The sequence below is a fragment of the Rhodobacter capsulatus genome, assembly GCF_052363185.1.
In the GTDB taxonomy this organism is placed as follows: Bacteria; Pseudomonadota; Alphaproteobacteria; order Rhodobacterales; family Rhodobacteraceae; genus Rhodobacter; species Rhodobacter capsulatus_E.
Window position 1 is genome coordinate 2,817,854 of sequence record NZ_CP198955.1, and the last position, 15,258, is coordinate 2,833,111.

At 64.8% G+C, this 15,258-nt stretch carries 18 protein-coding genes; 4 read left to right on the plus strand and 14 right to left on the minus strand.

Annotated features, from left to right (window positions below; all coding sequences use genetic code 11):
- Positions 1-56: 56 nt before the first annotated feature.
- From ACTTAG_RS13855 to ACTTAG_RS13915, 13 genes are all read right to left on the minus strand, one after another.
- On the minus strand, positions 57-929 hold the full coding sequence (locus ACTTAG_RS13855) for an urea carboxylase-associated family protein (RefSeq protein ID WP_444462819.1): 873 nt from the start codon (positions 927-929) through the stop codon (positions 57-59).
- Positions 930-1,023: 94 nt separating this feature from the next.
- A complete protein-coding gene (locus tag ACTTAG_RS13860) occupies positions 1,024-1,188 on the minus strand; it encodes a hypothetical protein (protein WP_444462820.1) in 165 nt (54 codons plus the stop codon).
- Positions 1,189-1,343: 155 nt separating this feature from the next.
- A complete protein-coding gene (locus ACTTAG_RS13865; RefSeq protein WP_074553234.1) occupies positions 1,344-2,123 on the minus strand; it encodes a succinate dehydrogenase iron-sulfur subunit in 780 nt (259 codons plus the stop codon).
- Between the two features lie 11 nt (positions 2,124-2,134).
- Positions 2,135-3,304 (minus strand): glycosyltransferase 61 family protein, encoded by a 1,170-nt coding sequence (locus tag ACTTAG_RS13870; RefSeq protein WP_444462821.1) that lies wholly within the window; start codon positions 3,302-3,304, stop codon positions 2,135-2,137.
- A gap of 1 nt (position 3,305) precedes the next feature.
- Entirely contained in the window at positions 3,306-3,605 is a 300-nt protein-coding gene (locus ACTTAG_RS13875; RefSeq protein ID WP_444462822.1) for a hypothetical protein, read from the minus strand.
- A gap of 1 nt (position 3,606) precedes the next feature.
- Complete coding sequence (gene sdhA / locus ACTTAG_RS13880) at positions 3,607-5,412, minus strand: succinate dehydrogenase flavoprotein subunit (RefSeq protein WP_444462823.1); 1,806 nt, start codon at positions 5,410-5,412, stop codon at positions 3,607-3,609.
- Positions 5,413-5,428: 16 nt separating this feature from the next.
- On the minus strand, positions 5,429-5,830 hold the full coding sequence (gene sdhD, locus ACTTAG_RS13885; RefSeq protein ID WP_444462824.1) for a succinate dehydrogenase, hydrophobic membrane anchor protein: 402 nt from the start codon (positions 5,828-5,830) through the stop codon (positions 5,429-5,431).
- Between the two features lie 10 nt (positions 5,831-5,840).
- Complete coding sequence (gene sdhC, locus ACTTAG_RS13890) at positions 5,841-6,239, minus strand: succinate dehydrogenase, cytochrome b556 subunit (protein ID WP_444462825.1); 399 nt, start codon at positions 6,237-6,239, stop codon at positions 5,841-5,843.
- Between the two features lie 341 nt (positions 6,240-6,580).
- Positions 6,581-7,618 (minus strand): MaoC family dehydratase, encoded by a 1,038-nt coding sequence (locus ACTTAG_RS13895; protein WP_444462826.1) that lies wholly within the window; start codon positions 7,616-7,618, stop codon positions 6,581-6,583.
- A gap of 1 nt (position 7,619) precedes the next feature.
- Positions 7,620-7,823 carry a DUF1737 domain-containing protein gene (locus ACTTAG_RS13900; RefSeq protein WP_055210790.1) on the minus strand — a complete coding sequence of 68 codons (204 nt, stop codon included), beginning with the start codon at positions 7,821-7,823 and terminating at the stop codon, positions 7,620-7,622.
- The gene (locus tag ACTTAG_RS13905) at positions 7,820-8,386 is read right to left on the minus strand and encodes an NnrU family protein (RefSeq protein WP_444462827.1); all 567 of its coding nucleotides are present in this window, start codon (positions 8,384-8,386) and stop codon (positions 7,820-7,822) included. Before ACTTAG_RS13905 ends, ACTTAG_RS13900 begins: the two co-directional genes overlap by 4 nt.
- Before the next feature lie 10 nt (positions 8,387-8,396).
- Positions 8,397-9,263, minus strand: coding sequence for an HpcH/HpaI aldolase/citrate lyase family protein (locus ACTTAG_RS13910; protein ID WP_444462828.1), 867 nt, complete (start codon positions 9,261-9,263; stop codon positions 8,397-8,399).
- A 240-nt stretch (positions 9,264-9,503) separates the two neighbouring features.
- Positions 9,504-10,238 (minus strand): sulfite exporter TauE/SafE family protein, encoded by a 735-nt coding sequence (locus ACTTAG_RS13915; RefSeq protein WP_444465255.1) that lies wholly within the window; start codon positions 10,236-10,238, stop codon positions 9,504-9,506.
- A gap of 225 nt (positions 10,239-10,463) precedes the next feature.
- Between ACTTAG_RS13915 and mdh the strand changes: the two genes are divergently transcribed.
- On the plus strand, positions 10,464-11,426 hold the full coding sequence (mdh, locus tag ACTTAG_RS13920) for a malate dehydrogenase (protein ID WP_444462829.1): 963 nt from the start codon (positions 10,464-10,466) through the stop codon (positions 11,424-11,426).
- 44 nt (positions 11,427-11,470) lie between these two features.
- Here the strand turns inward: mdh and ACTTAG_RS13925 are convergent, their stop codons facing one another.
- Complete coding sequence (locus ACTTAG_RS13925; protein ID WP_444462830.1) at positions 11,471-12,520, minus strand: glycosyltransferase family 2 protein; 1,050 nt, start codon at positions 12,518-12,520, stop codon at positions 11,471-11,473.
- A gap of 219 nt (positions 12,521-12,739) precedes the next feature.
- On the opposite strand from ACTTAG_RS13925, the gene sucC reads away from it, so the two are divergent.
- The 3 genes from sucC (at position 12,740) to ACTTAG_RS13940 (ending at position 15,258) form a co-directional block, all read left to right on the plus strand.
- On the plus strand, positions 12,740-13,933 hold the full coding sequence (gene sucC / locus ACTTAG_RS13930) for an ADP-forming succinate--CoA ligase subunit beta (protein ID WP_444462831.1): 1,194 nt from the start codon (positions 12,740-12,742) through the stop codon (positions 13,931-13,933).
- A gap of 4 nt (positions 13,934-13,937) precedes the next feature.
- Entirely contained in the window at positions 13,938-14,822 is an 885-nt protein-coding gene (sucD, locus tag ACTTAG_RS13935; RefSeq protein ID WP_023914735.1) for a succinate--CoA ligase subunit alpha, read from the plus strand.
- 118 nt (positions 14,823-14,940) lie between these two features.
- Positions 14,941-15,258, plus strand: coding sequence for a hypothetical protein (locus ACTTAG_RS13940; protein ID WP_444462832.1), 318 nt, complete (start codon positions 14,941-14,943; stop codon positions 15,256-15,258).

A 15,258-nucleotide genomic window follows, 5' to 3' on the forward strand; every position in this document is an offset into this window, starting at 1 on the left:
TCCCGGGGGGTGAATTGCCGAAGGCAAGAGGGGGGCAGCGCCCCCCCCTGCCCGGCTCAGTCCAGATCGCAGCCGTGGGTCCGGTCGTAGCCATTCTGCGCGGGCGAGACCCAGCCCTCGGGCGTGTCATGCGGCAGATAGATCTCGACCTTCAGCGGGTAACAGGCCGCGGCATCCGAGGAATGTTCGGACGAGCAATCCCCGCCCGGACAGGCCGAGAGCGCACCGCCGAGGTCGATCTCGGCGAAGAATTCCAGATAATCGCCCGGCCGCACCGGCGAGGCTTTCATGAAATACTGGCCGGTGTCGCGGGTGAAGCCCGTGCACATGAAGACATTGAGCACGTCATGGACATGGAATTCGCAGGCATGTTTCATCAGCCCGGTTTCCTCGGCCAGGGCGCGGGTCAGGTTCGAATGGCAGCAGTGGTGGTAATGCTCGCCCCCCGAGAGCAGATGATGCGTATAGGGGTCGCAGCGGGTGCCGATCACGTCATGCACTGAGCCGCCGTGTTCGTCGATGCCATACCAGTCCAGCGTGTCATCGGTGATTGTCGCCATCGGCCGCAAGTAAGGGATCGAGGACCAGAGCTGATCGCCGGTCGACAGATGCGTGCCATGCAGCGCGCGGGTCTTGCCGGAATAGAAGCGCTCGTTCAGATCCTGCAGCGACCAGAGGTTCAGATCGCCGACCTGAGGGCCCTCGAGCGAGACGATGCGGAAGAAACAGCCCGCGGGAACCTCGAAGAACCGCGCCTCGCGCGCGGGGACGATCACCTCGTTGATCTTGTCCCAGTGCACGCGGGCGCGGCGCAGCGCGGCCAGATCGGGGCGCGGCAGGGTTTCGACCGGATAGCAGATCACCGGCTTGATCGCGCGGCGGGCGGCAGCATCGGCGGGGGCTTTGTGCTCGGGATGGATCGGTTTCACGGGGCGCGGTCTCCTTTGCCCCAGTCTCGCCCGGCTTTGCCCCAAAAGAAAAGCCCCCGCCGACGGGCAGGGGCGCTTTCGCGACAGATCCGGCTCAGGCCGCGTAATATTCGAACATCTGCTCGAGCTCGGTTTCCTCGACCAGATCCGCCTTGCCGCGGGCGGGGGTGTAATAGGCGTAAGCCTCGGTCAGAATCCTCAGCGCTTCTGCGGCTTTTTCCTGCTCGGATTTCTTCCGGAAGGTGACGATCTTCGACATGGCTTGCTCCTGTGGGTGCGTGGTCTCCCCTGCGACAATCTATCCCATGCCCGCCACCGCCGACAGCACAAATGCTGCAACTGCGATATGCAATTTCTGCAACGCAGCAAAAAGGCCCCGGCACTGCCGGGGCCTGGTGTCGAAGCAAAGCCGGATCAGACGTGCCGGCTGACCATCAGCCGCTTGATCTCGGCGATCGCCTTGGCCGGGTTCAGCCCCTTCGGGCAGGTCTTGGCACAGTTCATGATCGTGTGGCAGCGGTAAAGCTTGAACGGGTCTTCCAGCGCATCCAGACGCTCGGCCGTGGCCTCGTCGCGGCTGTCGATGATCCAGCGATAGGCATGCAGCAGCGCCGCCGGGCCAAGGTAGCGGTCCGAGTTCCACCAATAGCTCGGGCAGGAGGTCGAGCAGGAGGCGCACATCACGCATTCATAAAGCCCGTCCAGTTTCTTGCGATCCTCGATCGACTGCAGCCATTCTTTTTCGGGCTTGTTCGTCGTCGTTTGCAGGAACGGCATGATCGAGGCGTGCTGCGCGTAGAAATGCGTCAGGTCGGGCACCAGATCCTTGACCACCGGCATATGCGGCAACGGATAGATGCGGACATCGCCCTTGATCTCGTCCAGCCCGTAGATGCAGGCCAGCGTGTTGATGCCGTCGATGTTCATCGCGCAGGACCCGCAGATCCCCTCGCGGCAGGAGCGGCGGAAGGTCAGCGTCGGGTCGATCTCGTTCTTGATCTTCAAAAGCGCATCAAGAACCATCGGCCCGCAGCGGTCCATGTCGAGGAAATAGGTGTCCACCCGGGGATTCTCCCCGGTGTCCGGGTCCCAGCGGTAGATCTTGAACTTGCGCGTGTTCTTGGCGCCCTCGGGCCGCGGCCAGGTCTTGCCGACGCGGATCTTGGAGTTTTTCGGAAGCGTGAACTGAACCATTGGGCGTCCTTTCAGTGCGAAGCGGACCGGGCCGGGGGCGGCTCGGCCAAGTCGAGAAGCTCATCGGGGGTCGAAATCTGCTCGATGAGGCGGATGAGATTGGGCAGCGCCTGGGTGACCGGGGCGGCCTGGGCCAAAAGCCAGCGCAGGGCATCGTCCAGCACGGCCGCGCGCCAGGCGTCGTGGTTCCAGTGCCGGGCAAGCGGCACGCCCAGATCGGCAAAGGCGGCAAAAAGCCCGGGCAGGTCGTAGAAGGTCGCGTAAAGATGGCGAAATTCGCGCGGGGTCCGGTGTTCGGGGCCCTTGAAGGTACCCGAAACGGTCAGATGCGCCGCGACGACATCGTGATAGCGCAGCGCCCGGCAGCGCGGCGTCAGCACCGCCTTGCAAATATCAAGCCCGGTGCGGCGGCGCAGGATGTGAATGTCCTGATCCAGACGGCCCAGCAGCTGGCGGCCATGCAGCGCCGAACCCTCGGCAAAGACCAGAACCTCGGCCTGGGCATAGGCCTGCATCTGCGCGCGGATCGGCAGGGTTCCGGGGTCGATCACGGTCACGCCCAGTTCGGCCAGAAGACCGGCCAGATAGCCCTCGCCCAGATGGCCGCCGCGGCCCGTCGCCACCAGACCGGCGCGGCTGACATAGATCAGCGGCAGGCGCGGCTGCAGGTCGAGCCCATGGCGGGCGGGCAAAGTGTCGAGCAGGTCAAGATAGGCCGGATCGGGGGCGACACCGCCCAGCATCTCGCCCTGGGCGCAGACGCGCAATTCGGGCGCAAGGCTCGGTTCGGTGACGAAACGGGCGCGACGCGGCGGCATCGTCAGCCAGTCGAACACCTGATGCACCCAGGGCGCCAGCGCCTCGGGCGCGGTGCCGGTGGGCAGGGTGAAGAGCACCACATCCTCGGCGCGCTGGCTGACGGCGGGCAGAAGCCGGGTGATGTGTTCGGCCACCAGATGGCCGAATTCATGGCTGAGATAGCCGCCCCAAAGCGCCGGGCGGTGAAAGTTGCGCACCGGTTTGCGCAGGGGCGGCGCGGTATCGACCGGGCGGCCGGAATGGCAAAACCGCGCGGCGGTCTGACGCTCGAACTCGGGCCAGACCGGACCGCCAAGCGGGATATGGTCGCGGATCCGGGTGACCGGCATCACGGGGACATCGCTGAAGCAGAACAGCTCCATCTCAGCGCCCCCCTGCCACGACATAATAGGGGCGGCTTGGCCCCTGCCCCGCCCGCGCGCGGACGCAGTTTTCATAAGCAACGCCGGGATCGCCCCCGCCGGTGCCGAAATTGAAGGTCACCTCGAGGCCGGAGCGGAAGTTGCCGCCCGAGGTCACGCCCATCTTGCCTTCGCCCGAGACGGGCGCTTTCGGCGCGACGGTTTCGGCGCAAAGCCTCTCGGCCTCGGGCAGGGCCATGGGGCCGCAACCGGCAAGGACAAGCCCCGCCGCCGCGATCCCATATGCCCAGACCCGCGCCATCTCAGAAGGTCCGCGCTTTCGGCGCGATCTTCGCCAGGCTGATGCCGCCTTCCGCCTCGGTGGTCAGCGGTTCGGTGATCACCGGGCGATAGGTCAGGTCAACCTTGTTGTCCGCGACCCGCATGATCGAGTGCTTGCGCCAGTTCGCGTCGTCGCGCGTCGCATGGTCTTCCGAGGCATGGGCGCCCCGGCTTTCCTTGCGGGCTTCGGCGCCGACGATGGTGGCCAAAGCGTTCGGCATCAGGTTGGTCAGTTCCAGCGTTTCCATCAGGTCGCTGTTCCAGATCAGCGAGCGGTCGGTGACCTTCAGATCGGCGACCTTGGCCGCGATCTCGGTCATTTTCGCCTTACCCTCGGCCAAAGTCTTGTCGGTGCGGAAGACCGCCGCATCGGCCTGCATCGTGCGCTGCATTTCCAGCCGCAGATCGGCGGTGGGGATGCCGCCCTTGGCATGGCGCAGCCCGTCGAAACGGGCAAAGCACTTGTCCACGGACGCCTGGTTATAGGCCGCCGGACGCGCCTTCGGATCGACGATCTCGCCCGCCCGGATCGCCGCGGCCCGGCCGAAGACGACAAGGTCAATGAGCGAGTTCGAGCCAAGGCGGTTCGCCCCGTGCACAGAGGCGCAACCGGCCTCGCCCACGGCCATAAGGCCCGGAACCACCGCGTTCGGATTGTCGGCGGTCGGGTTCAGCGCCTCGCCCCAGTAGTTCGTGGGAATGCCGCCCATGTTGTAGTGAACGGTGGGCAGAACCGGGATCGGCTCCTTGGTGACATCAACGCCGGCGAAGATCTTCGCCGATTCCGAGATGCCCGGCAGACGTTCGGCCAAGGCTTCTTTCGGCAGGTGCGACAGGTTCAGGTGAATGTGGTCTTTATGCTCGCCCACGCCGCGGCCTTCGCGGATTTCGAGCGTCATGCAGCGCGAAACATAGTCCCGCGGCGCCAGATCCTTGTAATGCGGCGCATAGCGTTCCATGAAGCGCTCGCCCTGGCTGTTGGTCAGATACCCGCCCTCGCCGCGCGCGCCCTCGGTGATCAGGCAGCCCGAGCCATAGATGCCGGTCGGGTGGAACTGCACGAATTCCATGTCCTGCAGCGCCAGACCCGCCCGCGCCACCATCCCGCCGCCGTCGCCGGTGCAGGTATGGGCCGAGGTGGCCGAGAAATAGGCGCGGCCGTAACCGCCCGTCGCCAGAACGGTCATCTTCGCGTTGAAGACGTGGAAGGTGCCGTCATCCAGCTTCCAGCACACGACGCCTTGGCAGACTCCATCGTCCGACATGATCAGATCGAGCGCGAAATATTCGATGAAGAATTCCGCGTTGTTCTTCAGGCTTTGCCCGTAAAGCGTGTGCAGGATAGCGTGGCCGGTGCGGTCGGCCGCGGCGCATGTGCGTTGCACCGGCGGGCCGTCGCCGAATTCGGTGGTGTGACCGCCGAAGGGGCGCTGATAGATCTTGCCCGCCTCGGTGCGCGAAAACGGCACGCCGTAATGTTCCAGCTCATAGACCGCCGCAGGCGCCGAACGCGCCAGATATTCCATCGCATCGGTATCGCCCAGCCAGTCCGAGCCCTTGACGGTGTCGAACATGTGCCATTGCCAGCTGTCCGGGCCCATGTTGCCAAGCGAGGCCGCAATGCCGCCCTGCGCCGCAACCGTATGCGAGCGGGTCGGGAAGACCTTGGTCACGCAGGCGGTGCGCAGCCCCTGTTCGGCCATGCCCAGCGTTGCCCGCAGGCCCGCGCCACCGGCACCGACCACCACCACGTCATAGTTGTGGGTTTCGTAAGTATAGGAAGCCATTGTCCGGTTGCCCCTGTCAGTTCGTGATCTGTTGCGCGGCGGCGGTCAGGAAAGTCATCTTCGCCAGCGCGTAAAGCACGATCGCCGAGATCAGCCACGACAGCGAATAGACGAAGATCACCAGCCCCTTGCGCAGGCTGCCCTGGGTGTAGTCTTCCAGCATCACCTGCGCGCCCTTGGCGAAATGGCGCATGCCGACGATGGTGACCAGCGCGGTCAGGATCGCCGGGAAGGGCCGCGAGAAATGCGCGATGACTTCTTCCTGCGTGCCGCCGATGGCGGAGCCGAAGACGAAGATGAAGGCGGGCACCAGAAAGGCCAGCGCCACCGAGGACATCGTCATCCACCAGAAATGCTCGGTTCCGGACCCCGAGGCCCCCTTGCCGACGGCGCGTTTGCGATCGGTCAGATAGCGCATGGTTGCCTCCTCAGAAAATCGCCAGAATGATGAGCGTCAGCAGCGTCAGCACGACCGAGCCGATGACCGCCCCCCAGCCGAGTTTCTCGGCGGTTTCGACATCAAGCCCCTTGCCGGTGTCCCAAAGCAGATGCCGCAGCCCGGTCAGGTAGTGATACCACATCGCCCAGGCCATGCCCGCGAAGATCAGCCAGCCCAGCCACGAGGTGACGATCCAGTTCACGACACCGAAATAGCCGGGGCTGGAGACGGCGGCGATCAGCCACCAAGCGCCAAGCAGGAAGCCCGCAATCAGCGCGTTGCCGGTGATCCGGGTCAGGATCGAGCTCATCGACGTCATCTGCGGACGGTAATACGGGCCGATCATGAAGGGGGAAAGGGGTCGCTCGACCCGTTTCGGTTCAGCCATTTGGGGTCCCTCACTCGCTGGGCCGTCTGCGCGGGCCAGGGAATGGAGGCAGACGGGTTGGCCGGAATTGTGAGACCTGAATAGGCGCTCACGGCGGCCAAGTCACGCACCCAGATCAAATTTCCCCGGCGCAGTTGCAAAAAAATGCACGAAATTCCGCTTTGTGATCACAAAAGCGAACAACCGGCCGATGTCGGCCGGTAACATTCAAATGCCGCTTTTCCCCACGGGCAAAGCGGCCGCGAGCCCCGTGCATGGCAGCGCAAACGAAAGGGGCGGAAACCGCGCCCCGGTTTCCGCCCCTTTTGTCCGACTCAGCCGCCGCGGCGGCGGATTTGCGATCACACAGGCATCAGTGCCCAGTAATCGAGATCCAGAAGCACCTCGGGCAGGTATTTCCCATCTTCGCCCTTCAGCGCAAAGGGCGCCGCCCCCTGCTTGACCGCCACCAGCCGCAGCCGGATCGCGCCGACGCCCGGGGCCTCGGTCTCGGCCTTGTCCAGAACCTCGGACCAAGCCTTGACGGTATCGCCCGCAAAGCAGGGGTTGGCATGGGCGCCGCCATTCAGCGCCACGATCATCTGCGCATTCGCCAGCCCGTTGAACGACAAAGCCCGGGCCATCGAAATGACATGGCCGCCATAGATCAGCCGCTTGCCATCCGCGCGGAAGGTGGCGTCGAAATGCACCTTGGCGGTGTTCTGCCAAAGGCGCGTGGCCAGCATGTGCTCGGCCTCTTCGATCGTCACGCCGTCCACATGGTCGATCTTTTCGCCGATCTCATAGTCCGAAAGCCGATGCGGCTCGCCCGCAAGGGTGAAATCGTAATCCTCAAAGGTCAGCCCCTCGGGGATCACCAGATCCTCGGCGGGCACGACCTTGCGCAACTCGGGCAGCACCGGCGCAGGCGCGGGGCTTGCGGCGTCGCGTTTGCGCACCATCACCCAGCGGACATATTCCAGCACGACCTCGTCGTTCTGGTTGACGCCTTGCGTGCGGACATAAACGTTGCCCGACGTACCGTTCGAGTTTTCCTTGAGCCCGATCACTTCCGAGACCGCGCGCAACGTATCCCCCGGATAGACCGGCAGCAGCCAGCGCCCCTCGGCATAGCCAAGGTTCGCCACGGCATTCAGCGAGACATCGGGAACGGTCTTGCCGAAGACGGTGTGGAAGGCGATCAGGTCATCGAGCGGCGAGCCATCCAGCCCGCAATTGCCGGCAAAGTCGTCGCTGGAATAAAGCGCATGCCGGGCCGGATAAAGCGCGTGATAGAGCGCGCGTTCCCCCTCGGCCACGGTGCGGGGCACGGCATGGGCGATCACCTGCCCCACCGCGTAATCCTCGAAGAAACGGCCCGGATTCGTCTTCGTCGCCATCTTACTGCTCTCCCAGTTTCAGATCGGGGTGATAGTCACCCGGCACGTCCTTCACCACCGCCTGCGCGCAGCGCATCACGCCCCGCGCCGCATCGAAGCCATAGGCGGGGCTGCCGTGCAGCTCCCAACCCTTGGCCAGCGCCATCGACACCTTGTGACAGAAGGCCGAGGTGTCATCCTCGGTCAAAAGCCGGTAGAGCTTCATGGATAGGTCCCCAGAAACAGGCTGTGGCCCAGGATCATCCCGTGCAGCCAGACGATCAGGCCATAGATCGCCAGCGTGCCGATCAGGTTCTTCAGATCGCCCATCAGCGAGCCGGGTTTCGGCTTCTTCCATGGGCCCGCGCGGTTGATCATCACCATTTCGGCCACGGCCCAAAGGCCAAGCGACCCGAACAGGATCACCGAGACATAATCGCCATTCACCAGCAGATGCGAGACCGCCCACAGAAGCATGCCGGTCAGCATCGGATGGCGCATCTTGTCGATCAGGATCGAGCGCGACCCGCCAACGCCGAACAGATAGATGGCAAACAGCATCAGCAGGTTGTTCAGATGCCCCATGCCCGGCAGGGGCGTGTAAAGGTTGTCGTCGGGCGTGACCTCGACCGAGCGGTAACCGATCACCATCAGCGCGGTGCCGGTCAGGATCAGCGCCGCGTCGATCGCCTTGATCTGCGGCATCAGCATAAGATGCCGATGCGGCGCCAGGCGCTTGAAGGAATGGGGCAGCACCCAAAGCAGGATGCCAAGGATCATCAGGGACATGGCTTGCCTCTCAACTTGCGAGTGCGGCAATCGCCTCCGCTTTCGCAAGAACCTGCCGCGCCGTCACGATATGCAGGTTTTCGACGATCTTTCCATCCACAACCGCAACCCCCTGCCCCGCGGCCTGCGCGGCGTCAAAGGCGGCGATCTGGCGCCGGGCCAGGTCGATCTCGGCTTCACTGGGGGCAAAGGCGGCGTTGGCAATCTCCAGCTGCGCCGGGTGGATCAGCGTCTTGCCGTCAAAGCCCATGTCGCGGCCCTGATCGCATTCGGCACGCAGGCCTTCGTCATCCTTGAAAGCATTGTAGACGCCATCGACGATGATCTTGCCAAAGGCTTTCGCGGCCAGCAGGCACAGGCCGAGCCCCGTCTGCAGCGGCAGACGGTCGGCGCGGAAGCGGCATTGCAGCTCCTTGGCCAGATCGTTGGTGCCCATCACCATGCCCTCAAGCCGCGGATGCGCCGCGATATCGGCGGCGTTCAACATGCCCAGCGCGGTTTCCATCATCGCCCAAAGCGGCACGGTCGGGATCAGGTTCGCCACCGCATCCAGATCGGATTTCGTGCTGACCTTGGGGATCAGCACGGCGTCGATCTTCACGCCGTCCTTCAGCGCCGCGGCCATGGCCAGCGCATCTTCGCGGCCCCAGTCGCTGTCGAGCCCGTTGATCCGCACGATCCGCATCCGCGCGCCGAAATCGGCCTCGCGCAGCGCCTTGATCAGGATGGCACGGGCATTGACCTTTTCCTCGACCGCCACCGCGTCCTCAAGGTCGAAGATGATCGCGTCACAGGCAAGCCCCGTCGCCTTTTCCAGCGCCCGTTCCTTGGAGCCGGGGATATAAAGCACCGAACGGGTGGGGCGGGCAGCGGTCATGATTCTCTCCTCGCAACAATCTTGCGCGATGAAGCACGGCGCGGACAGATTCAGCAAGCCCAGATTTGCCGCAGCGCAGAACCAATTCGATCCGGCGCGGCAGGCCGCCCCGGCGCAAGGGGGGCGCTGCCCCCCGTCCCTGCGGGACTCCCCCCGGGATATTTGGACCAAGGTGAAACACCGCCCTTTCACCTTGGATCAAATATCCCGGGGTGCGGGGCAGAGCCCCGCTCCTGCGTCTCAGCCAAGCACGTCCCAAAGCAGCTTGAGCGAGATCAGCAACAGCGCCCAGGTGACGAGCCGGTAAAAAAGCTCATGCGGCAGAAACCGCACCAGCCGGACGCCCAGAAAGACCGAGACGGCCGCGACCGGGGCCAGTTTCAGCGCCGTGCCGAGGCTGGTTAAATTCAGTTGCCCCAAGGCCGCATAGGGGATCAGCTTGATCGCATTCACCCAGGCGAAGAGGATCGTCGAGGTGCCCGCAAAGACCGTGCGCGGCAGGTTCAGCGGGATCGTGTAGGCCTGATAGGGCGGGCCGCCGGAATGGCTGACGAAACTGGTGAAGCCGGTGATCGTGCCCCAGAAGAGGCCGGGCGCGACCCGCGCCGTGCGCGCGGTGCCAAGGCGCGGGCGGACAAGCGCATTCAGCGCAAAGACCACCCCGATCAGACCGACGAGCGCCGTCACCGCCACCTCGGGCACGACCGAGGCGGTGGCCCATCCCAGCCCCACCCCCACAGCCGTCGCCGGGACCAGGATCTTCAGCACCCGCGCGTCGAAATCGCGCCTGTAGGCAATCAGCCCGAACAGGTCGGAGACGATATAGACCGGCAGCAACAGCCCCGCCGCCGCCACCGGGTTCATCACCCCCGCCAGAAGCGGCACCGAGAGCGAGGAGATCATCGGCAGCCCGCCCTTGGCCAGCCCGACGCTGACCGCCGCCAGCACCGCCATTGCCCAGCCGAATGCGTCCAGATCCATGCTGCCCCCGAGAATCACCTTTGCGCGGCCCCGGCTGTCTCCGATCCGCCGCCGCCCCGCAAGGAAATGTTTAGCGCAAACAGCGGGCAGGTCGCAGTATGCAATCGCATACACCACCGCGGAACCGGCCTTGCTGCCCCGCAGCACCCTTGCCAGCCGGGGGGTTAGACGCTAGTCCTTCGCCGTCCAATACAACATCCCCGACCTCTGGAGGAACCCATGGCCCGACCCAAGATCGCCCTTATCGGCGCCGGTCAGATCGGTGGCACGCTTGCCCACCTCGCCGCGATCAAAGAACTGGGGGACGTCGTCCTCTTCGACATCGCCGAGGGCACGCCGCAGGGCAAGGCGCTCGACATCGCCGAATCCGGCCCCTCCGAGGGCTTCGACGGCTGCTTCAAGGGCACCAACACCTATGAAGACATCGCGGGCGCCGATGTCTGCATCGTCACCGCCGGTGTGCCGCGCAAGCCGGGGATGTCGCGCGACGACCTTCTGGGCATCAACCTCAAGGTGATGAAATCGGTCGGCGAAGGCATCGCCAAATACGCGCCGAATGCGTTCGTGATCTGCATCACCAACCCGCTTGATGCGATGGTCTGGGCGCTGCAGCAATTCTCGGGCCTGCCGGCCGAAAAAGTCGTCGGCATGGCCGGCGTGCTCGATTCCGCGCGCTTCCGTCACTTCCTCTCGGTCGAATTCGGCGTCTCGATGAAGGATGTCACCGCCTTCGTGCTGGGCGGCCATGGCGACACGATGGTGCCGCTGGCGCGCTATTCGACCGTCGCGGGCATCCCGCTGCCGGATCTGGTGCAAATGGGCTGGACCACGCAGGAAAAACTCGACGCGATCATCCAGCGCACCCGCGATGGCGGCGCCGAGATCGTCGGCCTGCTGAAAACCGGCTCGGCCTTCTATGCGCCCGCCACTTCGGCGATCGAGATGGCGGAAGCCTACCTCAACGACCAGAAACGCCTGCTGCCCTGCGCGGCCTGGGTCGATGGCGCCTTTGGCCTGGATGGCATGTATGTCGGCGTGCCGACGATCATCGGCGCCGGTGGCATCGAGAAAGTCATCGACATCAAGCTGAACGACGCCGAACAGGCGATGTTCGACAAGTCGGTCGACGCGGTCAAAGGTCTGGTCGCGGCCTGCAAGGCGATTGATCCCTCGCTCGCCTGAGCCACGGACAAGGTTTTGAAAGGGCGGGGATTTCCCCGCCCTTTTCAATTTGCGGCCAGGGTTTCCGGGTCAAAGCCCGTGCGCGCCCGGATCAGATCGAACAGCGCCGCCTCATGCGCGATCAGCGCCCGGTCGAAGGTGGCGGCGGTCAGATCGGGGGGGTGCGGCAGCACCCCGGCGGCGCGTTTCGCGATCCCCGGCGCCCAGCCGCGCAGGAGCTTGCGGGCGGTCAGGGCCTCGGCCTGCTTTGCCGAAATCGTCTTCGCCGCCCGGTACAGCGCGCGCAGCCGTTCCTCGGCCGCCGCATCCTCGGCAATGGCGCGGATCTGCGTCCAGCGCGCGGCACTGTGGGCGGTCGGATTGTCGGGCCGGTCCGCCAGACCATAGCGCAGCATCTTCAGCGCGAATTGCAGCCGCGTCAGCCCGTCGAAATGCAAAAGCCGCATCCCGCCGCCCTTGACCATGTCCGGGCTGCGCCGCGCCGCGGGATAATGCGTCAGCCCGTGATGCACGCCGATGAAAAGCCCCCGCCCCGCGCGCACGAAAGCCTTGCCCATGGTGTGGCCGCAAACCCCGCCCTGCAGCAGCTGCCGGGTCAGCGCATCATAGACCTGCCCGCCCTCGGTCTCGAACCCCTCCCAGGGCAGACGGAAGGCGCCGCCGAAAATATCGGCCAGCGGATGGCCGCGGATCTCCACCCGCTCGGCCACCGGCACCTGCACCCAGGCGGCCTTTTGCGGCACCCGGTCGAGCAGATCGCCAATCGCATCGCCCGAGGGCTGCAGATATTCGTCGCAATCGCAATGCAAGATCCAGTCCAGCCGGGTCTCGGCCAGAATCCGGCTGGCATGATATTTCTGCCGCGCATTCATGTTCTCGGGGCGGCGGCCGAAATCGCGATAGCGCCAGCCGTCCGCGCCAGCCGCATGCAGCACCGCGCCGGGCACCCCCGCCAGAAGATCCTGCGCCGCGGGGTTGGGGCGGTCCAGACAGACATGCACCTCGGCCGCCCCCAGCCCCAGATGATGACCGACAAAGGCCGCGACCAGAGGGGCAGGCTCGTCCACCATCGCCACCACGCCCCAGCTTGCCATGCCATCCCCTGATTTGAAATTTCCTTGCGCAAAGCAAAGCCGATTCCGTTATCGCAATCAAGTTCGCTGCTTTGCGGCAATTTATGATCACACATTTGCGGGCCGTGATCACAAAGCTGATTTTTCTGCGCCGGGGCCCGCGATTTCCGCAGTTTTGGGTTTGTGGCCGGGGCGGAATATGCCAAACCACCCCAAACACATCAGCATGGGATCAATGCCATGAATATCCACGAATACCAGGCCAAGCAGTTGCTCAAGAGCTACGGCTGCCCGGTCTCGAACGGTCGCGTCGTGCTCAAGGCGGACGAGGCGAAATCGGCAGCGGGCGAGCTGGACGGCCCGCTTTGGGTGGTCAAGGCGCAGATCCACGCCGGGGGCCGCGGCAAGGGCCATTTCAAGGAAGCCGAAGCGGGCGAAAAGGGCGGCGTGCGGCTGGCGCGCTCGGTGGCCGAGGCCGAGACCGAGGCGCGCAAGATGCTGGGGCGCACCCTTGTCACCCATCAGACCGGCCCGGCCGGCAAGCAGGTGAACCGCGTCTATATCGAAGAAGGCTCGGACATCGCGCGCGAGCTCTATCTGGCGCTGCTGATCGACCGCAAGACCTCGCGCATTTCCTTTGTCTGCTCGACCGAGGGCGGGATGGACATCGAGGAAGTGGCCGCCCATACGCCGGAAAAGATCCTGTCCTTCTCGGTCGATCCGGCCACCGGGCTGAGCGATTTCCACGGCCGCCGCATCGCCTTTGCGCTGGGTCTGGAAGGGGTGCAGATCAAGCAATGCGTGGCGCTGATCAAGAACCTCTACCGCGCCTTCCGCGAGCGCGACATGGAGATGCTGGAGATCAACCCGCTTGTGGTGATGACCGACGGCAACCTGAAGGTGCTGGACGCGAAACTCGGCTTTGACAACAACGCGCTCTATCGCCAGCCCGAGGTGATGGACCTGCGCGACGTGACCGAGGAGGACCCGAAGGAACTGGAAGCCTCGCGGTTCGATCTGAACTACATCGCGCTTGATGGCGAGATCGGCTGCATGGTGAACGGCGCGGGTCTGGCGATGGCCACGATGGACATCATCAAGCTTTACGGCGCCGAACCGGCGAACTTCCTCGATGTCGGCGGCGGCGCCAGCAAGGAAAAAGTGACCGAGGCCTTCAAGATCATCACCTCGGACCCGAAGGTGAAGGGCATTCTGGTCAACATCTTCGGCGGCATCATGCGCTGCGACATCATCGCGGAAGGCGTGCTGGCGGCGGTGAAGGAAGTCGGCCTGAAAGTGCCGCTGGTGGTGCGCCTTGAGGGCACGAACGTCGAACTTGGCAAGGACATCATCGCCAAGTCGGGGCTGAATGTGATTGCCGCGGATGATCTGGCCGACGGCGCGAAGAAGATCGTGGCAGCGGTGAAAGGCTAAGAAGATGGCAGTCCTCGTCAACGAACACACCAAGGTCATCTGTCAGGGCTTCACCGGCTCGCAGGGCACTTTCCATTCCGAACAGGCCATCGCCTATGGCACGAAAATGGTCGGCGGCGTGACCCCGGGCAAGGGCGGCACCGAACATCTCGGCCTGCCGGTCTTCAACTCGGTCCACGAGGCCAAGCACGTCACCGGCGCCCATGCGACGGCCATTTACGTGCCGCCGCCCTTTGCCGCGGATTCCATTCTGGAAGCGATCGACGCCGAAATGGAGCTGATCGTCTGCATCACCGAGGGCATCCCGGTTCTGGACATGATGCGGGTGAAACGCGCGCTGATCGACAGCAAGTCGCGTCTGATCGGGCCGAACTGCCCCGGCGTGATGACCCCGGATGCCTGCAAGATCGGCATCATGCCGGGCTCGATCTTCAAGCGCGGCTCGGTCGGTGTCGTGTCGCGTTCGGGCACGCTGACCTATGAGGCGGTGAAACAGACGACCGATGTCGGCCTTGGCCAATCCTCGGCCGTGGGCATCGGCGGCGACCCGATCAAGGGCACCGAACATATCGACGTGCTCGAGATGTTCCTGGCCGACCCGGAAACCACCTCGATCATCATGATCGGCGAAATCGGCGGCTCGGCCGAGGAAGAGGCCGCCGAATTCCTGATGGCGGAAAAGAAAAAGGGCCGCTGGAAGCCGACCGCGGGCTTCATCGCCGGTCGCACCGCGCCGCCCGGCCGCCGCATGGGCCATGCCGGCGCCATCGTCTCGGGCGGCAAGGGCGATGCGGAAAGCAAGATCGAAGCGATGAAACGCGCGGGTATCGTGGTGGCGGACAGCCCCGCGCATCTGGGCGAAGCCGTGCTGAAAGCGATCAAGGGCTGAGCGCCCTGCGGGGCCGCGGCAGAGGAGGTCGCGGCCCCACCTTCGGTTCCGGGGGTGTCGGGCCCCCGTCGCGTGACGAGTGCAACCAAGGGCCGACAGGCCAGAACGGGAGGTTCGAATGAAACTGACACTGCTGACGGGGGCGATGGCTCTCGCGCTGGCCCTCGCGGGCTGCGGCACCGATCCGACGCTGATCGCCCCGCAGGCGGCGGGCCCGATCACCACCTATCCGATCGTGACGACGCAAAAGGTTCCCGTGGGCATGACGCCGACCGGCTCGACCGGCTATGCGCTGGCCAATTCCGCGCGCACGAACGGCACCATCGTCGAGGGCACCGCGGCCACCTGCGGGCCGGAAAATGCCGGTGGCAATTATGACATCGCCTGCAACGCCGCCGCCGGATTGCCCGGCGCCGCCGACCCCTACCGCCGCTAA